The organism is Scytonema sp. HK-05, from assembly GCF_963872035.1.
Lineage (GTDB): Bacteria > Cyanobacteriota > Cyanobacteriia > Cyanobacteriales > Nostocaceae > Kalymmatonema.
In genome coordinates, this window is record NZ_CAWMYC010000103.1 from 196,329 (window position 1) to 222,175 (window position 25,847).

20 protein-coding genes and 1 pseudogene are annotated in these 25,847 nt (G+C 43.4%); 11 read left to right on the top strand and 10 right to left on the bottom strand.

The features are described 5' to 3' along the window. Positions 1–64: 64 nt before the first annotated feature. Positions 65–1,177 (bottom strand): S-(hydroxymethyl)glutathione dehydrogenase/class III alcohol dehydrogenase, encoded by a 1,113-nt coding sequence (locus AACT52_RS18765; protein ID WP_073627113.1) that lies wholly within the window; start codon positions 1,175–1,177, stop codon positions 65–67. A gap of 373 nt (positions 1,178–1,550) precedes the next feature. Between AACT52_RS18765 and AACT52_RS18770 the strand changes: the two genes are divergently transcribed. The 6 genes from AACT52_RS18770 (at position 1,551) to AACT52_RS18795 (ending at position 9,366) form a co-directional block, all read left to right on the top strand. After that, complete coding sequence (locus AACT52_RS18770) at positions 1,551–2,834, top strand: valine--pyruvate transaminase (RefSeq protein WP_073627115.1); 1,284 nt, start codon at positions 1,551–1,553, stop codon at positions 2,832–2,834. An 85-nt stretch (positions 2,835–2,919) separates the two neighbouring features. Beyond that, positions 2,920–3,591 (top strand): ribosome maturation factor RimM, encoded by a 672-nt coding sequence (rimM, locus tag AACT52_RS18775; protein WP_073627175.1) that lies wholly within the window; start codon positions 2,920–2,922, stop codon positions 3,589–3,591. A 503-nt stretch (positions 3,592–4,094) separates the two neighbouring features. Next, complete coding sequence (locus AACT52_RS18780; protein ID WP_073627119.1) at positions 4,095–6,476, top strand: phosphoketolase family protein; 2,382 nt, start codon at positions 4,095–4,097, stop codon at positions 6,474–6,476. Between the two features lie 111 nt (positions 6,477–6,587). Beyond that, the gene (locus AACT52_RS18785; protein WP_339374995.1) at positions 6,588–6,740 is read left to right on the top strand and encodes a hypothetical protein; all 153 of its coding nucleotides are present in this window, start codon (positions 6,588–6,590) and stop codon (positions 6,738–6,740) included. Further along, entirely contained in the window at positions 6,733–7,782 is a 1,050-nt protein-coding gene (gap, locus tag AACT52_RS18790; protein WP_073627121.1) for a type I glyceraldehyde-3-phosphate dehydrogenase, read from the top strand. The genes AACT52_RS18785 and gap overlap by 8 nt, the downstream gene beginning before the upstream one ends. 396 nt (positions 7,783–8,178) lie before the next feature. After that, positions 8,179–9,366: a transaldolase gene (locus tag AACT52_RS18795; RefSeq protein ID WP_073627123.1), complete on the top strand. Its 1,188-nt coding sequence runs from the start codon at positions 8,179–8,181 to the stop codon at positions 9,364–9,366. Between the two features lie 71 nt (positions 9,367–9,437). On the opposite strand, the gene AACT52_RS18800 is transcribed toward AACT52_RS18795, so the two are convergent. Beyond that, complete coding sequence (locus AACT52_RS18800) at positions 9,438–9,872, bottom strand: hypothetical protein (protein WP_143172699.1); 435 nt, start codon at positions 9,870–9,872, stop codon at positions 9,438–9,440. A 434-nt stretch (positions 9,873–10,306) separates the two neighbouring features. On the opposite strand from AACT52_RS18800, the gene AACT52_RS18805 reads away from it, so the two are divergent. Beyond that, positions 10,307–11,941, top strand: a complete 1,635-nt coding sequence (locus tag AACT52_RS18805; protein ID WP_073627125.1) for an alpha-D-glucose phosphate-specific phosphoglucomutase — start codon at positions 10,307–10,309, stop codon at positions 11,939–11,941. Positions 11,942–12,170: 229 nt separating this feature from the next. On the opposite strand, the gene AACT52_RS18810 is transcribed toward AACT52_RS18805, so the two are convergent. Next, on the bottom strand, positions 12,171–12,848 hold the full coding sequence (locus AACT52_RS18810) for a tetratricopeptide repeat protein (protein ID WP_073627127.1): 678 nt from the start codon (positions 12,846–12,848) through the stop codon (positions 12,171–12,173). A gap of 119 nt (positions 12,849–12,967) precedes the next feature. Here AACT52_RS18810 and AACT52_RS18815 point away from each other — a divergent pair. Both AACT52_RS18815 and AACT52_RS18820 read left to right on the top strand, forming a co-directional pair. Further along, positions 12,968–13,069: pseudogene (locus AACT52_RS18815) on the top strand (SDR family NAD(P)-dependent oxidoreductase); the annotation flags it as partial. 200 nt (positions 13,070–13,269) lie between these two features. Beyond that, positions 13,270–14,490: an acetate kinase gene (locus tag AACT52_RS18820; protein ID WP_073627131.1), complete on the top strand. Its 1,221-nt coding sequence runs from the start codon at positions 13,270–13,272 to the stop codon at positions 14,488–14,490. A 204-nt stretch (positions 14,491–14,694) separates the two neighbouring features. Here the strand turns inward: AACT52_RS18820 and AACT52_RS18825 are convergent, their stop codons facing one another. After that, a complete protein-coding gene (locus AACT52_RS18825; protein WP_073627133.1) occupies positions 14,695–15,132 on the bottom strand; it encodes a DUF6918 family protein in 438 nt (145 codons plus the stop codon). A 502-nt stretch (positions 15,133–15,634) separates the two neighbouring features. Then, a complete protein-coding gene (locus tag AACT52_RS18830) occupies positions 15,635–16,039 on the bottom strand; it encodes a hypothetical protein (RefSeq protein WP_143172700.1) in 405 nt (134 codons plus the stop codon). 588 nt (positions 16,040–16,627) lie between these two features. Here AACT52_RS18830 and AACT52_RS18835 point away from each other — a divergent pair. Then, complete coding sequence (locus AACT52_RS18835) at positions 16,628–17,395, top strand: pentapeptide repeat-containing protein (protein WP_073627137.1); 768 nt, start codon at positions 16,628–16,630, stop codon at positions 17,393–17,395. Between the two features lie 483 nt (positions 17,396–17,878). Further along, positions 17,879–18,247, top strand: a complete 369-nt coding sequence (locus tag AACT52_RS18840) for a cupin domain-containing protein (RefSeq protein ID WP_073627139.1) — start codon at positions 17,879–17,881, stop codon at positions 18,245–18,247. Between the two features lie 326 nt (positions 18,248–18,573). Here AACT52_RS18840 and AACT52_RS18845 read toward each other — a convergent pair whose 3' ends face one another. The 5 genes from AACT52_RS18845 to AACT52_RS18865 form a co-directional block, all read right to left on the bottom strand. Then, complete coding sequence (locus AACT52_RS18845) at positions 18,574–20,229, bottom strand: B12-binding domain-containing radical SAM protein (RefSeq protein ID WP_073627141.1); 1,656 nt, start codon at positions 20,227–20,229, stop codon at positions 18,574–18,576. A 70-nt stretch (positions 20,230–20,299) separates the two neighbouring features. Then, a complete protein-coding gene (locus tag AACT52_RS18850) occupies positions 20,300–21,340 on the bottom strand; it encodes a Rieske 2Fe-2S domain-containing protein (protein ID WP_083629970.1) in 1,041 nt (346 codons plus the stop codon). Positions 21,341–21,378: 38 nt separating this feature from the next. Beyond that, a complete protein-coding gene (locus AACT52_RS18855; protein WP_073627146.1) occupies positions 21,379–22,752 on the bottom strand; it encodes a cytochrome P450 in 1,374 nt (457 codons plus the stop codon). A 122-nt stretch (positions 22,753–22,874) separates the two neighbouring features. Next, the gene (shc, locus tag AACT52_RS18860; protein WP_073627148.1) at positions 22,875–24,791 is read right to left on the bottom strand and encodes a squalene--hopene cyclase; all 1,917 of its coding nucleotides are present in this window, start codon (positions 24,789–24,791) and stop codon (positions 22,875–22,877) included. 34 nt (positions 24,792–24,825) lie between these two features. Then, positions 24,826–25,644 carry a squalene/phytoene synthase family protein gene (locus AACT52_RS18865; protein WP_073627150.1) on the bottom strand — a complete coding sequence of 273 codons (819 nt, stop codon included), beginning with the start codon at positions 25,642–25,644 and terminating at the stop codon, positions 24,826–24,828. Between the last annotated feature and the right edge of the window lie 203 nt (positions 25,645–25,847).

Here is a 25,847-nt window from a genome sequence, read left to right on the forward strand (position 1 = left end):
GAGTGCTTATTTAGCTGTGCTCTTAATCTTCTGTGCTGTCTGTGCGTCTGGTGTGGTTCGTCACCTAATTAAACGTCACCACACTCCGAATTGACTCTCCCTTGTGCATCAAATCAAAAGCATCATTAATCTGCTCAATAGGCATCACATGAGTGATTAAATCGTCAATGTTGATTTTGCCCTGCATATACCAATCAACAATTTTTGGTACATCTGTACGTCCTCTTGCCCCACCAAACGCCGAACCTTTCCAAACGCGCCCAGTCACAAGTTGAAAAGGACGGGTACGAATCTCCTCGCCAGCAGCAGCGACGCCGATAATTACGCTAACGCCCCAACCTTTGTGACAACATTCCAAGGCTTGGCGCATGATATTTACATTGCCAATGCATTCAAAACTGTAATCAGCACCGCCTTTAGTTAAGTCAACCAGATAAGGAACCAAATCTCCTTCAACTTCCTTGGGGTTGACAAAGTGAGTCATGCCAAACTTTTCTGCCAAAGCTCTCTTGTTGGGATTGATATCTACCCCCACAATCATATTGGCTCCTACCATCCTCGCTGCCTGGATAACATTTAAACCAATACCGCCCAAACCGAAAACCACCACATTAGCTCCCGGTTCTACTTTTGCCGTATTGATGACTGCACCAATTCCCGTTGTCACACCGCAGCCAATGTAACAAACTTTATCGAACGGCGCATCCTCGCGAATCTTTGCCACGGCGATTTCTGGCAGCACTGTATAATTTGAAAAGGTGGATGTGCCCATATAATGGTGGATCATTTCCCCATCAATGGAAAAGCGACTGCTGCCATCAGGCATGACACCGCGCCCTTGAGTGGCGCGAATTGCTTGACAAAGATTTGTTTTGAAGCTCAGACAATATTCGCACTGGCGGCATTCTGGAGTGTAGAGGGGAATAACATGATCCCCCGGCTTGACACTGGTAACGCCTTCCCCTACCTCCACAACAACGCCAGCGCCTTCATGTCCTAGGATTGCCGGGAATAAACCTTCAGGATCAGCACCAGAAAGAGTGTAAGCGTCGGTGTGACAAACTCCACTGGCTTTAATCTCCACCATCACTTCAAGGGCACGCGGTCCCTCTAGTTGAACTGTTTCAATAGTTAACGGCTTACCAGAACTGTAAGCGACTGCTGCTTTAACTTCCACTCTTGCGCCTTCCTCTTTAAGTTCAGTAAACGGGCTAATTTGAGTTTAGAGCCAGGAGCGGTTCAGCAGATTTTTTTAAAATTTCAAGAATTTATTGCCAATGATTGGTATTTTTTATACATATAAATTCAATATGAGCGTAATATCTCCCCTGGGTATTAAGGAGATCAGCGGCTGTACTATTCGTTTTCTCTAAATCTGTATCTTTTTTCTACGAGTAAGAAGCGCTATAAATTATAGTGTTGGTATACGATAATGACATTTTCTAGTTAAATTGGATAAAAGCGGTAGCATCTGTTTTGGCAACAGCATATCAGCAGCAACGACTAAATAACTTGTCCACCACTAAATTACACCTATTTTTTAATCGCCTATGAACCCTGCCCTGACTCAATTCGGCGCTCATATGTCCAACCTGACAGGCGTCAGAGCCATTATGAAGGACATTATTGAAACTTTACAAGCTAGTGCGGGGCAGCAATTGATTAATTTGAGTGCTGGCAATCCAGTGATTTTGCCAGAGGTAGAACAATTATGGCGTGATTGTACCGCACAATTACTGAATAACCCAGAATATGGTGAGGTAGTGTGTCGCTACGGATCGAGTCAGGGTTATGCACCGTTGATTGAAGCGATCGTTAAAGACTTTAATCAGCGGTATGGGTTAAATTTGAGCGATCGCAACATTCTCATCACCCCCGGAAGTCAAAGCCTTTACTTCTACGCTGCTAATGCCTTTGGTGGCTACACTACCACCGGTCAATTGAAAAAAATTGTTTTGCCCCTTAGCCCCGACTACACAGGTTACGGCGGCGTCACTTTAGTGCCAGAAGCCTTAATTGCCTACAAACCAGCTTTAGATATCGACGCAGCAGCACACAAATTTAAATATCGCCCTGACTTCAGCAAACTATCAATTACAGAAAACACCGGTTGCGTCATTTTCTCTCGCCCGTGCAACCCCACTGGCAATGTCCTGACTGATGATGAAGTGAAAAAAATTGCCGCCCTTGCTGCGCCTTACAATGTGCCAGTGTTTATCGACTCGGCTTATGCGCCTCCCTTCCCGGCGTTAAACTTTACCCAAATGACGCCTATTTTCGGCGAGAACATTATCCACTGCATGAGTTTATCCAAAGCTGGGTTGCCAGGAGAACGTATTGGAATTGCTATTGGGGATGAACAGGTAATTCAAGTTCTGGAGTCTTTCCAAACAAATGCCTGTCTTCACGCTTCACGATATGGACAAGCTATTGCAGCACGTGCCATTGAATCTGGTGCGCTAGTGGAAATTGCTGAAACAGTGATCCGCCCCTTTTACCAAAGTAAGTTTACCGTTCTAGAAAGCACCTTAGACGAGGCGATGCCCAAGGACTTACCTTGGTTCCTTCATCGCGGTGAAGGGGCAATTTTTGCTTGGTTGTGGTTGCCGGATTTGCCAATAACTGACTGGGAATTTTACCAGGAACTCAAGCGTGTGGGTGTCATAGTTGTACCTGGTAGTACCTTCTTCCCAGGTTTACACGAAGAGTGGAAACACAAGCAGCAGTGTGTGCGTATTAGCTTGACCGGAACTGATGAGGAAATTGCTACGGGTATGCAGCGTCTGGCAAAAGTTGTACAACAGCTTTATCAGCTTTCGGCTGTAAGTGCTTAAACAAAACGCTAAGACAAGCCAGCGCTATGCAGTCCTTGTTTCCCGACAGCAGGCGACTGGCGTTGCCAAGGACGCAGAGGGAAAGATGAGGAATAAGGGGACAAGGGGAGAGAAAAAAGATAAGGGAGATAAGGGAGCAACATCTCCCTCATCGTCCTCATCCTCCTCATCCCCCTCATCCCCCCCAATACCAGAAGGTTGGCTGGAAATTGGTACGATTGTTGCACCTCAAGGGTTGCGTGGGGAAATGCGGGTTTACCCTAACACGGACTTCCCCGAACGTTTTGAGGTGCCTGGAAAACGGTGGTTGTTGCGTCCGGGCGAGACGGAACCGCAACCTGTAGAATTGCTGTCAGGACGTTATGTTGAAGGGAAAAACTTATGCATCGTCACACTTGCTCTTGTGGAAAATCGCGAGCAAGCTGAGGAGTTGCGTGGTTGTAAATTGATGGTTCCAGAGAGCGATCGCCCTCAATTGGGAGAAGATGAATATCATGTCGTAGATTTAATTGGCTTGCAAGTTTTCATGCAGGAATCTGGCGAACTTGTTGGTACTGTGGTAGATGTGATCCCTGCTGGTCATGATTTGTTGGAAGTACAGTTGCCGCAGCAACAGCACAAAGGTCAAACGACAAAAGACAAAAAACAGAAGACTGTTTTGATTCCATTTGTGAAAGCGATCGCGCCAGTTGTAGACATAGCAGCAAGGCGCATTGAAATTACGCCCCCAGATGGCTTATTGGAAATAAACGATTAGAGAATGGGGAATTAAATTACTTGTCAATCAGAAAATATTCCTCTACCTAAAGATAGAATTTAATTTGGGTCAAGCTTTAGAAGTAAAAAAGTTATCTCAATTTCTAGACTTAGATTAAATGATTCTTAAATAAAAGCCGAGGTAACACCTGGGTTGCTAGCGTTTTATAGAGGTTTTTAACCGCATTTGTTCAGGTTTTTTTAGATACGACAAAATAGCTACTACTTCGACATTTTCCTGACTTTTCACGCCATGTGGAAAAATCCACGAAAAACCTAACCCCCTAGCCCCCTTCCCTAAAAGGGAAGGGGGAAAAATCAAGGTTCCTCTCTCCTTATAGCAGAGAGGAATGGAAGCGAGGTCTTCCAGATAACAGTGAAAAGTAAGCGACATTTTCCAGTTAACTACTGGAAAGATTGGTCATGAGTAAGATGATCATCATGCCGAAGACAACTAAACTTCCAGGTGATTTCGTCTACATCCTTTTGTAATGGAGTTTTGACATGACTTTAGCAAGTCCTCCACAGACAAAGCCTTTAACAGATGAAGAATTGCGGAAGATGAACGCCTATTGGCGTGCAGCGAATTATCTTTCAGTTGGACAAATATATTTACTCGACAATGCACTGCTGAAAGAACCGCTGAAGATAGAACACATCAAACCCAGACTTTTGGGTCACTGGGGAACAACTCCTGGTCTTAACTTCCTCTACGTTCACCTGAACCGGATGATCAAAAAGTATGACCAGAACATGATCTACATTGCTGGTCCTGGTCACGGTGGTCCCGGTGTCGTTGCAAACGTTTACTTAGAAGGCACTTACAGTGAGTATTATCCCAACATCTCCCAAGATGCTGAAGGTATAAAGAAACTCTTCGTACAGTTCTCTTTCCCAGGTGGCGTCGGCAGCCATTGTACCCCAGAACTTCCTGGTTCCATCCACGAAGGTGGTGAACTCGGATATTCCCTATTCCACGCCTACGGTGCTGCCTTTGATAACCCCGACCTGATCGTTGCTTGTGTAATCGGCGATGGCGAAGCGGAAACCGGACCTCTAGCGACAAGCTGGCACTCGAACAAGTTCCTCAACCCCGCGTATGACGGTGCAGTTCTCCCGATCCTCCACCTTAACGGCTACAAAATTGCCAACCCGACGGTGCTGGCACGGATCAGCCATAAGGAATTGGAAAGCTTATTTGTAGGCTACGGTTACAAGCCCTACTTTGTGGAAGGGTCCGACCCGGAAACCATGCACCAGTTGATGGCAGCAACTCTGGAGACTGCCATGAACGAAATTAAAGAAATTCAGGAAGACGCCCGTACCAATGGCTTCAGCCAGCGTCCACAATGGCCCATGATTATCCTGAGAAGCCCCAAAGGTTGGACGGGACCCAAGGAAGTCGATGGCGAGAAAACGGAGAATTATTGGCGATCGCACCAAGTTCCTTTTGGTGAGTTGACAAGCAAGCCAGAGCACCTCAAACTCCTAGAAGAGTGGTTGAGGAGTTACAAACCAGAAGAACTCTTTGATGAGAACGGTAAGTTCATTCCAGAACTAGCACAATTGGCTCCCAAGGGACAGCGGCGCATGGGTGATAACCCTCATGCCAACGGCGGTCTTCTGCTACGCGACTTGAGGATACCCGACTTTGAGAATTATGCCCTCAAGGTTACCGAACGAGGCAGGGATGTTGGCGAAGCGACTAAGGTGATGGCAAAGTTCCTGCGGGATGTGATGAAACTCAACACCGAAAGCCGCAACTTCCGCATCTTCGGTCCAGATGAAACCAAATCAAATCGCTTAGATACTGTATTTGAGGTAACAGACCGCACTTGGGTAGCCGAGAGACTTCCTGAAGACGCAAACTTGTCTCCTGAAGGTCGGGTGATGGAAATCCTCAGCGAAAATGCCTGTCAAGGGTGGTTAGAAGGATACCTCCTCAGTGGTCGCCACGGCTTGTTCTCCTGCTACGAGGCGTTCATCCACATCGTAGACTCCCAGTTCAACCAACACGCCAAGTGGCTTGACACCAGCCAGGACATTCCCTGGCGCAGATCCATTGCTTCCCTCAACTACCTGCTCACCTCGCATGTTTGGCGGCAAGACCACAACGGCTTTTCTCACCAAGACCCCGGTTTTATCGACCTTGTAGTCAACAAGAAAGCAAAAGTTGTTCGGGTGTATTTGCCCCCCGATGCCAATTGTTTGCTGTCAGTTACTGACCACTGTCTGCGAAGCCGTGACTATGTCAACGTCATCGTTGCTGGGAAACAACCCGCTCTACAATACCTGGATATGGATGCAGCAATCAAACACTGCACCAAAGGTCTCGGTATTTGGGAATGGGCAAGCAATGACAAAGGTGGTGAGCCAGATGTGGTCATGGCATCTGCAGGAGACATTCCCACTATGGAAAGTTTGGCGGCGGTGGACATCTTGCGGCAGAACTTCCCTGATCTCAAGGTGCGGGTAGTGAACGTGGTGGACTTAATGAAACTTCAGCCTGAAAGCGAACACCCGCACGGACTCAACGACAAAGACTTCGACAGTATTTTCACCACCGACAAACCGATTATCTTTGCCTTCCACGGTTATCCTTGGCTGATTCACCGTCTAGCATATCGCCGGACAAATCATGCAAATCTTCATGTGCGGGGTTACAAAGAGGAGGGAACGACCACTACGCCCTTTGATATGACCGTAGTTAACGATGTGGATCGCTTCCACCTAGCGATAGACGTGATTAATCGTGTGCCACATCTAGGGTACAAGGCGGCTTATGTCAAGCAGATGCTGCAAGACAAGCTGATCGAACACAAGCACTACATTCACAAGTACGGCGAGGATATGCCGGAAATTCAGAACTGGAAGTGGCCCCACTAAAGGGACTAGGGACTAGTGATTGGGGACTGGGTAAATTCCTAAGTCCTCAAACCCTAACAAACCTTAAAAGATGCCAATTAAATCCGCCTTCTGTTGCATATACTGTCAGGATTGGGTCAAGAAGATATTGAAGAGCCAGGGGAAGATGAGGGAAATGAGGAAAAATTTGCTCCTCCTACTCTCCCCGACTCTCTTTTGGGACCAAAACCCCCAGAAATCCCTAGTGTTGTGATTTTCAACAACAGGAGTTTTCAAATTGACTAAGCTGAAAGTTGGTATTAATGGATTTGGTCGGATTGGGCGACTTGTGTTTCGCGCTGGCATCAACAACCCCAACATCGAGTTTGTCGGCATTAACGACCTAGTACCACCAGATAACCTCGCTTACCTACTCAGGTACGATTCAACCCACGGAACCTTTAAGGGCAAAGTTGAAGCAAAGGATGATGGCATTGTTGTCAACGGACATTTCATTCCTTGTGTGTCAATTAGGAATCCAGCAGAATTGCCTTGGGGTAAATCCGGTGCAGATTATGTAGTAGAATCTACAGGGCTTTTCACCAACCATGAAGGAGCAGCAAATCACCTCAAAGCAGGAGCCAAGCGGGTTATAATATCTGCTCCTACGAAAGACCCAGACAGGGTTCCTACTCTGCTAGTAGGTGTAAATCATCACCTATTTGATCCCGCAAAAGACACCATCGTCTCTAATGCTAGCTGTACCACAAACTGTTTGGCTCCTGTCGCTAAGGTCATCAACGACAACTTTGGATTAACTGAAGGGCTGATGACTACAGTACACGCCATGACCGCCACTCAACCAACTGTAGACGGTCCCAGCAAAAAAGACTGGCGAGGAGGTCGCAGTGCGGCACAAAACATTATTCCCTCTTCTACAGGCGCAGCAAAAGCTGTAGCACTTGTTTTGCCGGAGTTAAAGGGCAAGTTGACTGGTATGGCATTCCGGGTTCCGACGCCCGATGTTTCTGTAGTTGATTTAACCTTTAAAACTGCCAAAGCCACCAGCTACAAAGAAATTTGCGCTGCGATGAAGCAGGCTTCCGAAGGAGAGCTTCAAGGTATTTTGGGCTACACAGAAGACGAAGTTGTTTCTACAGATTTTCAGGGCGATATCCGTTCTAGCATCTTTGATGCGGGTGCTGGTATTGAACTGAATTCTAACTTCTTTAAGGTTGTTGCCTGGTACGACAATGAGTGGGGTTACTCGAATCGCGTTATTGACCTCATGTTGTCTATGGCACAGAAGGAAGGTCTGTTGGAACGCGTAGCGACTGCTGTAGCTTAACAGTTATAGCGCAGCTCAATTGAATGAAGTCATTATTTATCTGTGTCCATCTGTGTCCATCTGTGGTTCATTATTTCTTTGGTCTACCTTACTCCGGGTTCTTACCGCTATATTAGTAAATAGTAATAACTGAGAACTGTTAACTACATTTGTAGCAGCAATCCGGTAATGGGATATTTGGAACCGCAGATGCACGCAGATATACGCAGATAATTTATCTGTGTGCATCTGTTGTTTATCTGTGGTTTGATTTCCAAAAAATGACTTGTGTAAGAAGTGTAGTGCTGATTCATCCGTGAGAAAATAATTGTAAATGTATAATTTTTAATTTTCCCAAAAAAGTAACAGTTGCCAGCAGTCTGTTGCTCATCTAAATCTTTGATTTCAGGAGTTCATATGTCTAAAAATTTACTAGAACAACTACGGGAAATAACTGTTGTGGTTGCAGATACGGGGGATATTCAAGCGATAGAAAAGTTCAAGCCACAAGATGCGACAACTAACCCCTCTCTGATTACTGCTGCGGCACAGATGCCAAACTATCGGGAAATTGTAAATCAGACTTTACTTCAAGCAAAGAAAGATGCAGGACCGCAAGCAAGCCAAAAGGAAGTGGCGACTCTGGCGTTTGACCGTTTGGCGGTGTCCTTTGGGTTGAAGATTTTGCAAATTATTCCTGGTCGGGTGTCTACAGAAGTCGATGCACGCCTTTCCTACGATACGGAAGGTACTGTTGCTAAAGCACACGACTTGATTGCTCAGTATGAAGCGGGTGGTGTTTCGCGCGATCGCGTTCTCATCAAAATCGCCTCTACCTGGGAAGGGATTCGGGCTGCGGAAATCTTGGAGAAAGAAGGTATTCATTGCAACTTGACTCTGTTGTTTGGGATTCACCAGGCGATCGCCTGTGCGGAAGCTGGCGTAACTCTAATTTCCCCCTTTGTTGGGCGCATTCTCGACTGGTACAAAAAAGACACTGGACGCGATAGTTACTCGCCTGCGGAAGACCCAGGAGTCGTTTCTGTTACAAATATTTACAATTACTATAAGAAATTTGGTTATCAAACCCAAGTCATGGGAGCCAGTTTCCGCAACGTTGGTGAAATTACAGAACTAGCTGGCTGTGACTTGCTGACCATTTCTCCTGCACTGTTAGCTGAGTTGAACGCAACAACTGGGGAACTACCTCGTAAACTTGACCCCGCCAAAGCAGCAGCAACAGACATCGAAAAGATACCGATGGACAAAGCTACCTTTGACAAGATGCACGCTGCTGACCGAATGGCATCCGAAAAATTGGAAGAAGGTATCAAAGGTTTTACCAAGGCACTGGAAACCTTAGAAACATTACTGGCAGAACGACTTGCCCGTTTGGACGGAGAAGATACCCTCAGCCATGCCACTCAGGATATTTTTCATATCTACGATTTAGATGGCGATGGCTTCATCACCCGCGAAGAATGGATGGGAACCGACGCCGTGTTTGATGCACTAGATGTCAACAAAGACGGCAAAATTACACCACAAGAAATGAGCGCTGGGTTGGGCGCAGTTATTCAGATGGTAGAAGTCGCAAAAGCTTGATTTTTGCCCTCTAAATCAGAATAAGACATTGCAGGGGCGTCAAGCTCCTGCTGAGGCACCCCAATCATTCTTCACCGTACGTACACCCGCTGACCCCTGTATCTGTTGTATTGCCTGACTGGTCGATAGACTCGTTGAACTCGATTTCGCCTGACTGGTTGATAGACTCGTTGAACTCGATTTCGCCTGACTGGTCGTACACGGACTCGTCTAACTTGATTTCGCCTGACTGGTCCGCCAATGATTATTCTACGAACTCGGGATCTTCTGTCGTATCTTCTAGCTACGACTAATGGTTGAGGTTGATCTCCAACTGGGTTGACTCCTAGCTCTAAACTTCCTTGTCCAAAAGTATTGTTGAAATGGTTCTTATTTGAGTCAGCCGCTTGAGCAAATGAGGACGGATAAACTATAGTAAACAGCAATATCGCTGTGGCAAATAATTTGTGTATGCCTTGTGACTGGGAAATAGCAAGGTTTAGCTGGAAAAATTTGTGATTAGCCATTGCCAATCTCCTTTTGATAAAAGTCATCTGTGACCAAGGAGTGTGTGCTGATTGATTGTGTTGAGCGTGCAAGTAAGCAGTTAAATCTATGTAGGAAATCTGACAATTTAGCAGCTATGCAGTTTGTTTGCATAACAAAACATACAGCGGTTTTCTGTAAGGTGGGCATTGCTCACAAATATCTCAAAAGTGCACCCTATGGGCTTTTACGGGCAATACCCACCCAAAGATTTGTGGTCTAATCATGTAAAAAGCGCTGTCATTAGGCAAAATGCCTATTTCAAACATACCGCTAAATGAGATATAAGCTCCATTAAGATTCGACCTGAGGAGGGAAATTAGAACTTAACACGAGGTTGTTGCGGCAACATCTGCTTAAGTAGTGTTAGGACTATCAAGCAATTTTTGTTGTGAACTCTGCCTCAAATATCGCTATGGTTAGCAAAACTATACAAACCCAACCGTTTACCGACCAGAAACCAGGTACTTCTGGACTAAGAAAGAAAGTTTCTGTCTTCCAAAAGCCTCATTACTTAGAAAACTTTGTGCAGTCCATCTTTGATAGCCTGCAAGGATATCAAGGTCAGACTCTGGTTTTGGGAGGCGATGGTCGCTACTACAATCGTCAGGCAATTCAAATTATCCTCAAAATGGCAGCCGCCAATGGCTTTGGTCGAGTGCTGGTTGGTCAAGGTGGAATTCTTTCTACCCCGGCTACTTCTGCTATTATTCGCAAGTATGGCACCTTTGGTGGTATAATTCTTTCCGCAAGCCACAACCCTGGTGGTTCAGACGGTGATTTTGGTATAAAATACAACATTGATAATGGTGGACCAGCCCCAGAAAAAGTGACGGAAGCCATGTATCAACGTAGCAAAGAGATTGATAGCTACAAAATCTTGGAAGCTCCTGATGTCAATCTTGATACATTAGGAAAGTTTAATATAGGTGATATGGCGGTGGAAGTCATTGATTCTGTTGCAGACTATGCAGAGTTAATGCAGTCGCTGTTTGACTTTGACCGTATCCGGGAACTGGTCACTAACGGGCAGTTCCGTATGTGTATCGACTCGTTGCACGCTGTGACGGGTCCTTATGCTCACAATATTTTTGAGGAGCGTTTGGGCGCACCGCAAGGGACTGTCACGAATGGCACACCTCTGGAGGACTTTGGCGGTGGACATCCCGACCCCAACCTCGTTTACGCTCATGATTTGGTGGAAATTCTGTTCGGGGAAAATGCTCCTGATTTCGGTGCTGCTTCTGATGGAGATGGCGATCGCAATATGATTTTGGGTCGTCAATTTTTCGTCACTCCCAGCGATAGCTTAGCAATACTCGCAGCAAATGCTAAATTAGTTCCTGGATATAGTTCTGGTCTTGCTGGAATTGCCCGCTCTATGCCCACCAGTCAAGCAGCAGACCGTGTAGCGAAACATCTTGGAATTGAAAGTTATGAAACTCCCACAGGCTGGAAATTTTTTGGCAATTTGCTAGATGCAGGTAGAGCAACCCTCTGCGGTGAAGAGAGTTTCGGCACAGGTTCCAACCATATCCGCGAGAAAGATGGACTCTGGGCAGTGTTGTTCTGGCTAAATATCTTAGCAGTGCGGCAACAGTCAGTAGAGCAGATCGTCACAGAACATTGGCAAACCTACGGGCGCAATTATTACTCTCGCCATGACTATGAAGAGGTAGATAGCGATCGCGCCAATACCCTCATAACAAGTCTGCGTGCTATGCTGCCAACACTCAAAGGAAAGCGGTTTGGTTCCTATGAAGTTGAGTACAGTGACGACTTTAGTTACACTGACCCAATTGATGGTAGCGTTAGTCAAAAGCAAGGTGTTCGTATTGGCTTCACCGATGGTTCACGGATTGTCTTCCGGCTATCCGGTACAGGCACACAAGGCGCGACATTAAGGCTTTATTTAGAAAGCTACGAACCCGATCCGGCAAAGCAGAATCTCGACCCCCAGCAAGCATTGGCAGAACTTATCACCATTGCAGATGAAATTGCCCAAATTCGTACCTTGACTGGAATGGACAAGCCAACAGTTATTACCTAATCTTAAGGGGTGGGCATTGAGCAATAGAGAACTAGTCATTCTCAAAGGAACCCCACCCCTAACCCCTTTTTAAGAGCAGGTTTTTCGTATTCGAGATTTTATGGGCTTTTGAACTGGACAGTTAAACTTCAGGTGCTTCTTGAAAAACAAAGTGGAAACTTTTCAGTAGGCAAGATTCGCACCTAATACCAATTCTCTAAAATCCGGCAACAGATGCAAATTTTAAAATTTAGATGGCATCTGACTTTCTTAATTTTGAATTTTGAATTTTGAATTTTGAATTGGTATAATCCCACCCTCGCAATTTTTGGTGTATGGCAGCCACGTGCCACATATAATCGTCAATCTCGTATTCGTTGAGTGCTTGAGTCATGTAGTGTCGCGCTTGGTCTGTTTGGTTCTCTGCTTCAAAATACAATCCTACGTAAAGATAACCGTAAAACTTGGCACGCTTGTCGTTGTTCGTACCAACAGTCAGGACATCATTTGTTGAACAATGTCCTGCATACAAATCATATACGCGCCGCATCACAAGTCGGGGGTCATTTTTCACTGACAACAAAGACTGACGTGCTTTGGCAGCACCGTAAAGGCGGGCAATGCAAAGATAGCGCCATATTGTTTCTTCCACATCTTGAGAGTTGACGCTCAAGTCCACCTCAAATTGTTTGGCACCATCAGCAAATTTTTCAGCGTAGTAGTATGATAACCCCCGCTGCCACAAGTATGGTGTTAAACGAGAGTCCAGTTGTTCTGCAATGTCGAAGTCAGCAATCGACTCATCGATGTTAGCTAGCTTAAAATGAACCATCCCCCGGTGTATGTAAGCTCTGGGCTCATGAGTACGGGTAGAAATAATATCATTCCATCGGGCAAGTTCTTTTTCCAGTAAATTGCTTAAGTTCATCTTTTCTTTGTTGTTGGTAATATTATTTATGAGTTATAAATAATCGGCAAAAGTCCTGAAAACCGATCATGTTTTGCCTACTGCCGTTCAGTCAGAACAAATGATACCTCAGATATCCCATGACTAACACTGTCATCATCACAGGTGCATCGCAAGGAATCGGCAAAGCCACCGCCTTAGAATTTGCTCATCATGGATATAACGTTGTTGGTTCGCCCCGAACTTAACGCTTGTGGACTGGAAGGAGCCGACTCCCCAGGTTGAAGCAAGAAATGTTGACCGATGTCCAAAGATGTCCAGTAAATATAGAACAGCGTTAAAAATATTTAGGACACGGCACATTAGACAGATGTTCGTCTAGTGAAATCATCTCATAATTGTTTGTGCCATACCCACTCTGAAAATCAGTTTCTGCCTCCTCATGAAAATACTGGTACTGAATGCCGGATCTAGCAGTCAAAAGAGTTGTGTGTACGAAATTACGGGTGATACTCTCCCCGAAGAACCCCTCAAACCGCTTTGGGAAGCGAAAGTAGACTGGACTCACCAACAAGGCTTTGCAGAAATCGAGGTCAAAACAGCCAAGGGTGAATTGCAAGAGAAAATCCCGGCAGACTCCCGAGATCAAGTCATGGCTCGTATGCTTGATACACTGTGCAACGGTTCCACTCAGGTGATTGATCAGCCATCAGAAATTGATGTGGTGGGGCATCGCGTGGTACATGGTGGACAAGATTACCGTGAAAGTGTAGAAATTACTGAGGAAGTGAAAAAGGCGATCGCCCGTCTTGCCGAGCTTGCTCCTGCCCATAATCCTGCTAACCTGGAAGGCATAAAAGCGATTGAACAACATTGGGGTTCTGTTCCTCAAGTAGCAGCATTTGATACCGCATTTCATTCTCATCTCCCTGATGCAGCAGCCATCTATCCTGGTCCCTATGAGTGGGTAGAGCAAGGTATCCGTCGCTATGGCTTTCATGGCATTAGTCATCAGTACTGTGCTGCGCGTGCGGCTCGTATCCTCGGTCGAGAATTAGCATCTCTACGGTTAATTACTTGTCATTTGGGCAACGGTTGCTCTTTAGCCGCGATAAAAAACGGTCGTAGTGTTGACACGACTATGGGATTTACGCCGCTAGATGGATTGATGATGGGCGCTCGTTCTGGTGCTGTTGATCCAGGGATTCTGATTCACCTGTTACGGCAATCTGATAACTCGCTTGAGCATCTCGATAATGTGCTAAATCGTGCTTCTGGCTTACGTGGAATTTCTGGCGTCTCTAATGATATGCGGCAGATTAGCGAGGCAATTTCTCAAGGTAATTCCCGTGCTCAACTGGCGTGGGATATCTACGTGCATCGCCTACGATCTTATATCGGTGCGATGCTCGCTAGCTTAGGGGGATTAGATGCATTGGTGTTTACCGCAGGTGTGGGCGAAAATACTCCTGAGATTCGCGCCGCCGCTTGTGAAGCTTTTGGATTTTTAGGGCTAAAACTTGACGACGAAAAAAATGCAGACAAGCCTGTTGATATCGATATTGCCACCCCTGACTCAGCAGTGCGGGTATTGGTGATTCACACTGAAGAAGATTGGGAAATTGCTTGTGAATGTTGGCGACTTGTAAGGCGTTCTAGTTGAGCGACAAATAAAGCGACAAATAAAGCGACAAATAATTTGAGCGTCGTGAATGGACATTTTGGGCGATCGCCTAAACAAATTGTCTTTAACAACGTATTTGAACTGCCGTAATTATATTTACCATACCAAGTTGCATTCAAACACGTAACTTGAGACTGTTGAGTGGTAACACTCAGCAGTCAACAGCTATCACCAAATACGCGCTCAGCTCTTGGTGTAGTTATCAATGATCTTGGCTAAGCCCGGTACCGCGTCCTCGACGTGCTTCTTAGCTGAGTTGCGGAGTTTGCCATATACGCCTTTGACGGTTGTGTTTCTGCTTTTCTCGATCTTTGTGTCAGTGATGCCCAGCAACGCGTCCGCCGTGCGAGAGCGGTTCTGGATCAGGTGTTCCGCCGGGTTGCCCGTTTGTACGCCTTCACTCCAAATCGGATCGAGTGCCGTGAAAGATTCCGGTAAAAGTCGCTCGATGGCTTCGGCACAATAACTGGGCGCGATCCCTTTTACAGCCGCGTAACCGGCTTTCAAGGCGAGACCAGAAACTCCTCCCATTGAAGCAACCTGCGTGTCTAACAACTTTGCGCAGTCAGCCACCACCATATTCTTTTTATTTGGATCTGACAGACCATTGCTAAGTCCCATTTCGATTCTCCTTAATATCAAAGCCCTTCATTCTATTCAATTAATTTTAATAGTGAACAGGAAACAACAGAAAATCATATGAGAGATAAAGGATGTTCATCAAATTTTTAAGAAGTTCTTCACAAAAATTTTAATATTAGTTCTACAGGAAAAAGTGAGCCAAAAGAAAACTATAGCAGGCCCATTTGAGTTGTGAAACCCACGGTCTGGTTAGTCAAAAGTCAAAATCTCACTTGTCAAAACTGACTCTAAACTCAAGACTTGCTTAACGATAAGTTCACAATTCCTGTACACATGACTATAGTTGAGAAGGACTTGTGAAATACCTCCCCCAAGTCTGCCTTGTCCTCCAAGTCTATCCTTGTCTCCCACTTTTCACGAATCCAATAGGACTGCTATATATTAAGGCGGCTAGGCTGAATCCTTACAAACACTGTAGCAGTTGGATTTAGCTTGAAAGAAAAGTAGATGCACGTAGAGCTTGATACCAAGTTGCATTTTACTATGTTATTCTGACCAATTCGTCAAACTTCTGTCGCTGTAGTTCAATATGATTCAATATTTCTTCTGCTGTGGTTTCACACCATTTCTTGGCGCATTCTACATCGAAATGTTCACTTTCTAATTCCTGACGCTGCCATCCAAAATCTAAATTTCGGTCAAAGAAGTGTATGAATGCTCGAATTGTTTCAATTTTTTCAAAGACTAAAACGTAGCCAAATAAATAGCGACGACTGCGATCGTCAGAGAAAAACGAGCATTTCCAAGTACCTAGGTAAAAACCACTATTCTGCTCTCGCCTTGGCAAGACCCACTTCCATTGACGAATTTCTAATTGTTCAAGGTTGTCTTTTTCAAAGCCAGCACCTCCAGAATAATTATCAATAGGGCGGTACTCTATTTTCATCTCTTCAACGCTTTTGCACAACATAAAGCCTCAACTTAACTTTTACCCAGATATTTTCTAATGTAAAATAGTACGCTACTGTGTTTTTTATGTAAATTTAATAACTAAAAGCTAGCGAAAATTTCTCTATTTTTCCTACCGAAAATGAAATTAATTCTTGATTCGTACACAGATAATATTATTTTTTTAAAGTTTATAAATTCTTTAAAAAACTGAGAGAAAACATCTAAGGGTGAAAGCTTCATTTTTTGTTTTTGGGCGATCGCCTACTCTAGGAAAAATAGCATCATAATAGTGAAAGTCGTTTGAAGAGCAACGGATAAATGCTAGCAGAACTTATTCAAGACTTAGAGCAGGAAATTCAGAAGAATCTCCAAACAGAGGACTTGATACTAAACTAGTCGCTGAAACAGACATAATTAAATCTAAAATAGCAGCCATTTTAGGAATTGATATTAAAGGAATCGAAAAGTCATTATAAAGTTTCTCTCGCAGTACTTTTATGTAAGATTTGAGGTTGCATATAATAGCTCTTCATCCTAGTTGCGATCGCAACTTATCTTCAGAAATATTCACAGTAGTACTGTTATGGTAAATGTCGATGACTTGACGCTACTTGAGCTAGGAGTTCAAGTCTGGAACAAAAGGAGGGAGAGCAACCCAGAGTTTAAGCCTGACCTAAGTTATGTAGAATTGTCTGGGATTTTAGACGATGTGAATCTCAGTCATGCGAACCTCAAGTGTGCAAAAATTTACTTTGCAGAACTGCAAAACGCAAATCTTAGCAATGCAGACTTGAGAGGAGCAGATTTTACTATGGTAGATATGAGTGGAGCAGACCTGACTCATGCAGACCTTAGTGATGGATTATTTTTAGGTTCAGTCGAGTTTAATGGAGCCAACTTAAGTGGAGTGAACCTCACAAGGGCAGACTTAGGTATATGCGTTATTAGTCACGGTCTTTTTTTTCGGGCTAGTCTCAGTGGAGTGAACCTCAGTTATGCAAATCTGAGTCAGGCTAGTCTAAGATTTGCCGACCTCAACAGAGCCAATCTCTGTGGCGCTAACCTTTCTGGAGCAGATCTTTGTGCAGCAGATTTAAGGGGAGCCAACCTCTTTGGCGCAGATCTCAGCAAGGCAGATTTGAGAGGGGCAGATTTCAGCGATGCTAACCTCACATATGCAAACCTGAGTGGAGCCAACTTGGTGGGAGCGGCAAATTTTGGAAAACTGGGAATATATGACCTTAGTTATCTGAATGACAGAAGGGTCAACTTGAGGAATGCCAACCTCAATGGTACCAATTTGAGCAGGGTAGACTTAACAGATGGTGACATACTCCCACACTTCAGCTAGCTGTAAATGTGGGCTTCTCAGCGACTCCCGGTATCCCGTCGGACAAAGACTCTCGCTTTCTTTATACTGCACGAGATCCCCCTACGCACAGTTGAACAATACAAAATGTTCAAACCTTTGTACTGCTAGAATTTTACCCATCCACAGAAAGCGATTGAGCATGAAATCTAGTTACTGGATGGAACCCTATATTCTAGGTTGTCAAGGTACAGCGCACAGGAAGCGGTTAGCTATTAATTTTGTTTAACCTGTACTTCTTAATACTTAATATTAGCATAATGGGTGATTTAGGAAGGTTTATACGTCCAGTTAACAAAAATCTGGACGTATAAGCGTATTTCTATGAGCTAAGCAAAACTACTTTCAAGAACTTTACCAGAACTTTCCAGAACTTTGCTGTATCGGTTATAACCAGTTTCTTTAATAAACTCAGATTAGAGTAAACTTTTACTTTGACAATCACAACAATTGTATAAAACAACCATGCCGCAACTTATACCTCAACCGAATCGGATTGAAGCCGCAGGAAATAAGCCCAAATTGATTGATGAGTATATCGGTCGAGTATCAACTCAAACCGCAGCTGTTAGTATTGCCCATATGCGTTCCCCTGGTGGTTGGATAGAACCTGGACAAAAACCCGATTTCGACGAGTTCACTGTTATTCTTAAAGGAATGCTTCGGGTTGAATATGAGGGCGGTCAAATGGACGTTCAAGCGGGACAGGCAGTGATTGCGCGTGCAGGTGAGTCGGTTCGCTATAGTACTCCTAGTCAGGAAGGTGCAGAATATATTTCCGTCTGTCTTCCAGCCTTCTCACCTGAGACTGTGAATCGAGATTCTGAAACTTAGGAAAGGGAGTGGATCAGTCAGGGCGAACGCATCTTAATTGTTAATAATATTGAGAAACTAGATTGAACTATCTAAAATAGATTGAATTCTCTAACTCAATTAATATGATTTCATCCTCTAAGCTCTGTTTCAAGAAGCTTGATTCTATGCATTCTCATAGAGAATTGGTAGAAACAGTTAACTACTTCTGAGAATGTTTTACTATCAGTTCAAACTGGGATAGCTGGGGTACTAATCAAACTCAATACTCCTTACGTCTTGAAAAGATTCGTCTCCTTTTCACAAGTATAAATCTAGGACTTATGTCAGGAAAAAACAGACACAACCTAACTTTTGTGATTATCTTGTACTTTTTGTGAGTAGAAAGAGGCAGATTCTTCACCTCTAGCACATTGCTCTGCAAACTTAATGAGATGATGTCCCATCACTCCAATACGAATCACGTTTTCAATATCGCCTGCTTTCAGCATTGGTATAGCCCTTTTCCAAAAGGTTTTGCGGTAGTTACTAAAAAGCCCAATTCTTATTAAGACATTAGCTAAAATGGTTAAACCTTGGCGGATATTAGCCCAAGATGTCCGCGCTGGACTATTAGGAACTGCAATCCGATTGCGGTAAGTATGCTCGATATTATAAGCAAATCGCTCATATAAAAATTCTGGTTTATAGGCAGATGTGATACAGTGCCGCCACATTTGTATTACTGTTTCATAAGGTAATAAAAACTCAACATTTGACTCACGATCCTCATCTGAAAGTAGCCTTCCTTCTTGTTCTAATCTGCGCCACAATGGTGTTTTAGGTAATGCATAAATTAGGTTTATTGTCAACATATGAATCTGGGATAGACGAATAAACTCAAGAATTCTGTCTGCGGTTTGGGGGGTATCTGTATCTAGTCCCATGATGATTCCTGATACAACTTCTATGCCATAGCTATTTAAAACTTTTACCGCTTCTAATATTGGCATACTTAAGTTGTGAGTTTTGGAAATTGCTTGGAGGGCATTAGTTTCAGGTGTTTCAATGCCACAAAATACTGTACAAAAATAAGCTTCGCGCATCATTTCCAAAAGCTTGGGACTCTGGGCGAGATTGAGTGTGGCTTCACAGGAGAATTGGACGGGGTAGCCGTTGCGTTTTTGCCAGTCAATTAAGTAAGGTAGCAACTTCATAGCGGCACGGCGATCGCCAACAAAGTTATCATCTACAAAGTAAACTACACCTGGATTGCCAGATTCAAGCATAGCATCCAATTCGGATATAACTTGCTCTGGTGTCTTCAGGCGGGGATTACGTCCATAAAGTTCAGGAATATCACAAAATTCACAGCGGTAAGGACAACCGCTAGAAAACTGCACATTGCCCATAAAATATTGATTGATATCCAGCAAATGATAGGCGGGAATTGGAAATTCACTCAGGGGTAAACGTTCCTTAGTTTTAAAGCAAATTTGCTTTTGGGGACGTGTATCATATGCGTCTAAATATTCAATCATCTCATCGCTTGCATCTCCTAATTCACCGAGATGCAAAATGTCAAATTCTGGATAATATTCTGGACAAGCAGATACTGAAGGTCCGCCTAAGACTGTAATTTTACCTTCGCGATGGGCTAGTTCATTAATTGTATTAATCTGCCGTTTTTGGATATGCATTCCGCTGACAATGACCACATCTGCCCATTGATAATCAATCCTGGTTGCTGATTGCACATTCTCATCAATAAAACGGACTTCCCACTCTTTAGGTAAGTAAGAAGCTACAATTAAAATACCTTGAGGAGGCATAAAAGCTTTGACACCACCCATGAGTGGGTAAGAATGGTGAAAAGTGCCAAATGAACAGCTGTACTTGGGAAAGATGCAAAGGATACGTCGATGATGACGTGGAACGTAACGGGTTTTGTGAGTAGTTGCAGATAGTTGTAAAGTGTCTTCTACAAGACTCAAATTCTCGAAAGAGTTCAAATTAGTAGTCATCGTAACGCTTAACCGTCTTTTGTCAATAATCGAAGCAAGATTCTGTATGCTTAACCCTGTTTTGTCACTCTTATAGGGTTAAGTTTTCTTGTAAACAAGCAAGGTTGTTTAAGGTGATGCTTTGCTCTGCCTCATCTGAGTAAAACTGTTGTACCCAACGTCTGTATTGCATAATTGACCCTTCACCTTCACTAAGTAAGGGTTCCTTTACAAATATCTTATTCTCAAAAATCGGTATTTCCTGTTCCATTGATTCAATGCAATCAGCCATACCTTTGAGATGTAATAATGGGGTCAACAAGCCAATACTAAGATTTTGGACGCTAAAAAGTAAGTGAACGTCTACATATTCTTCATCAATCGGGGTTAAGAGTATGACAACTAGAGTGCTGACATCAACTATTGATTTGAGAGAGGAATAAATTACACCATAGCCCAATCCGTGGTATGTAAATTCCTGTGAACAATCCTCTTCAATGCCTAATTTTCCACCCCAAGCCAATTTGGACTTGATATGGCGAGTTAAAATCGGGCCATCTACTTCTAAAGAAGTGTCTATCAGCGCCCGATAAGCAAGTTTATGTACATACACGAAGTGTGCATTGTCCATGCTATTTTCTGCCACTTCTTGTACGTGGGTACGAACTTTCCAATGATGCTTTTTAAAAGAAGTCCAGCCGTTTGCAGTCCATCTAGAAAGTTCAGGTATTTTCCAAGTAGGCGCTTTTCCTTGAGAATGGTGGTAAACCATAATCAGTCCATTTATTTCACACACTGGCCAAGAGTGGATGCGTGGTTTGGGAGAAAATTTGTTGGTATATGGTACGTTAATGCAATTACCATCTTGATTGAAACCCCAATGGTGAAATGGACACCGGATCATGTTACCCTCAACTTGACCATATCCAAGATGCGCTCCCATATGAGGACAATGAGCATCGAGTACGCAAGGAGTACCGTCTTCTGTACGGAAAAGTACAAGATGTTTTCCAAAATAATACAATGGCATCACTTTTCCTGGAGTAAGCTCCTTGCTATAAGCGACTCGGAACCAACCGTTTGGGAATGAAGAAAATGGGAAGCGTTTCATGTTTGTCCTTTCAAGATTCATGGTGACGTTTATCTATACATGACTTCAGTTCTAAAATCTTAGCGTCTCAAATCAATAAGACTTGATTGAGAGACTAAGGGATTTCTACTTCTTGTTTTGATGTAAAAATCTACCGCTGTTAATGCTACGCTTTTCTTGGAAAAGACTGTTGTTTTGAGAGTGTAATTTGGTGGATCGATTTCGGGCTCGACTGTGTATAAAAGAGTTGCTACTATTAGCATCAGCTGTATTTCTCCCAATCTTGCTCCCGTACAAGTATGTTCCCCAAAAGAGAATGGTGCAAATGCTCCTGGTTGCTTATGTTCTTGCCGAAGTGGACTATAACGTTCTACATCAAAAGTATAGGGTTCAGGGTAAAATTGTGGTAAAAAATGTGATATTCCCAGAGCAATATATATTAATTGTCCACTCTCAACTCTATAGCCTGCAAAATCAAATGGATGTTTTACATAGCGTGGCAGCATAAATCCGACTGGATACATACGCAAGGTTTCCATTGCTGCCCAACGCAAGACTTTCATATTTTTAATATCTTCAATATCAGGAATACCATTAGCAAAAGCAACATCCACTTCTGCTATCACTTTTTCGTGTAATTCTGGATTTTTGAGAATTTCATATAAGAGAAATGATGCAGTTTTAGCAACCGTATCAGGTACGGTAAAAAAAACTGACAACGTAAAGCTAAATATTTCGTTTTCTGTAAGATATTGTCCATCATCATGAGTCATGATGAGTAATGTATCAAGCATATCTGGATTTTCACTTAGAATGCCCATTTTTTTTCGTTCTTCAATAAGTGTTTTTATGAAAGTGAAAGTTCGATTTTTAGCTGTTATATATTTTCTTTTATGGAGTTCTTGCTTTGATGCAATCCTAAGCTGGGCGACTTTCATAACTGTGTCAAAATATGTATTAATATCTTTATAGTAATCACCTACTTTACAGCTTAGAAAAGCTAACCCTACTTGTGTACAAGTAAGTTGTTGCATCAAATGATCTACTTCCAAACGCTGACCTAATTGCCACTTTTCTGACACATCTAAAATGGCTTGGATCATTGGCTTTACATATTTTTCCGCTTTATTTTGAGAGTAAAAGGTCTCATTTATCTTGCGATAGCGACGATGCTCATCACCATCCAATTCAACTGAAAGACTTACACCTAATTCTTTAACAAAATCAGCGTAAGTTTCACGATTACTAAAGTAATTTACCTTCGTCTGAGAGACAAAAATATTTGCTTCTGGCCCCCCTAATACTGTTAATACTCTTCCGGGAACACAAACTTTGTAAAGAGGACCAAGCTGCTGATAAGTTTTGACAAAAAACTGATAGGGATTTTGTATTAAAGGAATAATATTTCCAATTAGTGGTAATCCTTTAGCTACTGGTATCTCCTTAGTAGTCATACATTTTCTCCAAAAATGAAAATCTGATTTTTTCTAGTTTTATTTAGTCTTAACTTTTTTCAGATGATTTTTGATAGCAAATCCAATTAAATAGTTAATTGTTAATGCTTGATAAACCATCTCTAAGACTGGGCAAATAATGCTTGATAACGACCCAGGGCTGTTAAAGGAAAGTGTTGTCGATAGAGGTGATACCGAATATAAAAGTAACCCGGAAAGCCAGTACCTGTGAATTCTGCCTCATTCCAAGTACCATCTGATTGCTGTGTTGCTAACAAATATTTAATTCCACGCTCAATTGTTTGTTTGGCAAAGGTTCCTGTTGCCTCGCCTGCTGCCATCAGACCAATTAATGCCCAAGCTGTTTGGGATGCTGTACTGCGCCCTTTTCCTTTTAGCTGTGGATTTGTATAGCTTAAGCAAGTCTCGCCCCATCCACCATCTGGATTCTGACATTTGATTAGCCAAGCGGCACCTCGTTCGATATTAATTTTATGAGACTGGGGAGCGACAAGTGAGAGTGCAGCCAGTACGCCACTGGTTCCATAGATGTAATTTACTCCCCAACGACCATACCAACAACCTTCGGTTTCTTGCTCACGACTCAGATAAGCTAGAGCGCGGTTAACGCTTTGATTGTCGGTCAATAAGTTACAACGACCGAGCATTTCTAGAACCCTTGCAGTCACATCAGCAGTATTGGGGTCAATCATGGCTTTGAGGTCGCCATAAGGTACATAATTAAGCCAATATTGATCGTTGTCCATATCAAATGCAGCCCAACCTCCTCCTTGACACTGCATGGAAACAATCCAGTTAACTGCACGAGTGATTGCAGCTCGTTTTAGTGCTTCATTAGGAAGTTGCAATGCAGAAAGAGCCATCACTACAACAGCTGTATCGTCTACATCTGGATAAAAGCTATTGTCAAACTCAAACGCCCAAGCACCTGGTTTGCCCTGGCGATTTTTGACTGCCCAATCACCGTAGCTTAAGATTTGTTTGCTTAACAACCACTCTCCAGCTTTTACCAAAGCTGGATGGTTGGGTGCAACACCAGATTCTACAAGCGATCGCACGACTAAACCAGTATCCCAAACAGGTGAAATACAGGATTGAACTCGGTAACTGTCTTCAGTTTCAATCGCAAAGCGGTCAACAGCTTGTAACGCTCTTTGAATAATTGGATCATTTACGTCGTAACCTAGACAGTATAGAGCCAGAGGTGAGTTTAGCATCGGCGGAAGAATGCCTCCCCAATCACCTGTAGCATCTTGTCGCTCTAATATCCATTTTTCAGCAGCTTTTATCCCTTCATCACGAAAGGGAACCAAATTCAAACTTTCTGTTAATTTGAACAGATCATCAAAGCGGTTAAATACTTCTGTCCAATCTGATTGACGCGGTAATTCATACCGTACATTCTCAGCGCCTTCTGTATACAGCTCGTCTAAGGTAAAGAATGGAGCAATCTTAAATACTGGTTTTTTATCAAATACAATCAGTAGCGGGACAGTGCTTGACCTTGCCCAGCTTGACATTTCGTAAATATTAAATGGAAACCACTCTGGCAATAACATTAGCCAAGGTGGGAGCGAAGGCAAACCGCGCCAGTCGTAACATCCAATCAGCGCCAAGTGGAATTTGGTAAAAACGCGAGTCCGACTGATACCACCTCGCTCTAAAATAAATGCCCGCGCTTTTTTCATTGCTGGGTCTGTTTCTGGTACGCCTAAAAGCTTGAGCGCCATATAAGCTTCAACGGAGGTACTGAGTTCTCCGCCATCTCCATAAAAGATTTCCCAACCGCCATGTTCGCGTTGCTGTTGACGCAGATATGCCTCAGCTTTATACAAGGGTCTTCCTGCACTCGTTCCTAAGATTTTATGAAACAGGATGACCTCTGCTGTCAAGGTAACATTAGCTTCCAGTTCTGCCCACCAATAGCCTGCTGGATTTTGAATTGAGAGTAGATAGTTCTGGCTTCTGGAGATTGCCTCTGCAACGCTAGATACTGTAACTCTGTTTTGAGTTTGCATACTTTACTGTTTAATAGCCTTGAAATTTTACTTTTCAGTTCTTACTAGCAACCTGATTTACAATACTTAGAACTGCGTTGCGGGTAAGCTTAGTTTCTCCCAGAGCTAGAACATCAAGTGTTGCATAAGCCAAAGCAAGCGGAATTTTACAAAAGTCTAAAGCAGGACCTTTCGGGAGAGCATTTGTATAAGCATCAGCTAAAGTGAGATTATAACGTGCATATTTCTTTACATCCTCTTGAGTCCAGCCATCAGGAAAGAAATTAACCCCACGTTGTATATCTTCACCACGATTAACCAGAATATTGACCGTTTGTAAGCCCCGACCAAATCCAATAGCCTCAACTCGGTTGGTTTGTGTACCATCATACCAAGCCCATAAGTCAGAAAGTAACAACCCCACAGAGCCAGCGACGCTAAACGTATAACAATTCAAATCGGCTTCTGTGTTAATTTTCCAACTGCACTCAGCCCAGTAAGCCATTCTATCAGCCATTGCTGCCGTTGCATCCCAAATCCGAGGGCTAATAGTTTCTGGTGCAAGCATTGCCCATTCACCAATACGAATCGATACTTCTGGAAGTGGCGTCTGGTGCTTGCTCAATGCCAAAGACAGTTCATCAGCAGTAACAGCGCCACCCATTGCCTGTAAACTGACGCTAATTGTTCGCAACAGCTTTGCTTTGGTAGAGTTATCCAGATCTGGATCGTCTTCAATTTCATCAATCGCACGCATACATAAGTATGCTGAAGCAACAGCCTCTAGAAGTCCTTTTGGCAAACGACTAATTGGGATGTAAAAAGTCCGACTGGTTTCTTTGAGAATCTCTAAAGCATCTTTACAAAGATTCATTCTGACTTTGCCTTTGCGCTTCTTTTTGAAATTTCAATGTTTCGGCATTCACTTAACTGCTTGTTGTTTGGCAATCAGTAAACATCGTACCTAATATCTCTTAAATTGCAATTCTTTGTCAAGGACAGTTAAGACAGTTAAGAAAAAGACAGTTAAGACAGTTAAGACAGTTAAGACAGTTAAGACAGTTAAGACAGTTAAGA

Excerpts from the sequence above, each read along its gene's own strand:
- AACT52_RS18770 (WP_073627115.1), top strand. The coding sequence starts at position 1,551 with ATGAACCCTGCCCTGACTCAATTCGGCGCTCATATGTCCAACCTGACA.
- AACT52_RS18835 (WP_073627137.1), top strand. The coding sequence starts at position 16,628 with ATGGTAAATGTCGATGACTTGACGCTACTTGAGCTAGGAGTTCAAGTC.
- AACT52_RS18810 (WP_073627127.1), bottom strand. The coding sequence starts at position 12,848 with ATGAACTTAAGCAATTTACTGGAAAAAGAACTTGCCCGATGGAATGAT.
- shc (WP_073627148.1), bottom strand. The coding sequence starts at position 24,791 with ATGCAAACTCAAAACAGAGTTACAGTATCTAGCGTTGCAGAGGCAATC.
- AACT52_RS18820 (WP_073627131.1), top strand. The coding sequence starts at position 13,270 with ATGAAAATACTGGTACTGAATGCCGGATCTAGCAGTCAAAAGAGTTGT.
- AACT52_RS18795 (WP_073627123.1), top strand. The coding sequence starts at position 8,179 with ATGTCTAAAAATTTACTAGAACAACTACGGGAAATAACTGTTGTGGTT.
- AACT52_RS18805 (WP_073627125.1), top strand. The coding sequence starts at position 10,307 with ATGGTTAGCAAAACTATACAAACCCAACCGTTTACCGACCAGAAACCA.
- AACT52_RS18845 (WP_073627141.1), bottom strand. The coding sequence starts at position 20,229 with ATGACTACTAATTTGAACTCTTTCGAGAATTTGAGTCTTGTAGAAGAC.
- AACT52_RS18780 (WP_073627119.1), top strand. The coding sequence starts at position 4,095 with ATGACTTTAGCAAGTCCTCCACAGACAAAGCCTTTAACAGATGAAGAA.
- AACT52_RS18830 (WP_143172700.1), bottom strand. The coding sequence starts at position 16,039 with ATGAAAATAGAGTACCGCCCTATTGATAATTATTCTGGAGGTGCTGGC.
- AACT52_RS18850 (WP_083629970.1), bottom strand. The coding sequence starts at position 21,340 with ATGAATCTTGAAAGGACAAACATGAAACGCTTCCCATTTTCTTCATTC.
- rimM (WP_073627175.1), top strand. The coding sequence starts at position 2,920 with ATGAGGAATAAGGGGACAAGGGGAGAGAAAAAAGATAAGGGAGATAAG.
- AACT52_RS18865 (WP_073627150.1), bottom strand. The coding sequence starts at position 25,644 with ATGAATCTTTGTAAAGATGCTTTAGAGATTCTCAAAGAAACCAGTCGG.
- AACT52_RS18855 (WP_073627146.1), bottom strand. The coding sequence starts at position 22,752 with ATGACTACTAAGGAGATACCAGTAGCTAAAGGATTACCACTAATTGGA.
- AACT52_RS18840 (WP_073627139.1), top strand. The coding sequence starts at position 17,879 with ATGCCGCAACTTATACCTCAACCGAATCGGATTGAAGCCGCAGGAAAT.
- AACT52_RS18800 (WP_143172699.1), bottom strand. The coding sequence starts at position 9,872 with ATGGCTAATCACAAATTTTTCCAGCTAAACCTTGCTATTTCCCAGTCA.
- AACT52_RS18825 (WP_073627133.1), bottom strand. The coding sequence starts at position 15,132 with ATGGGACTTAGCAATGGTCTGTCAGATCCAAATAAAAAGAATATGGTG.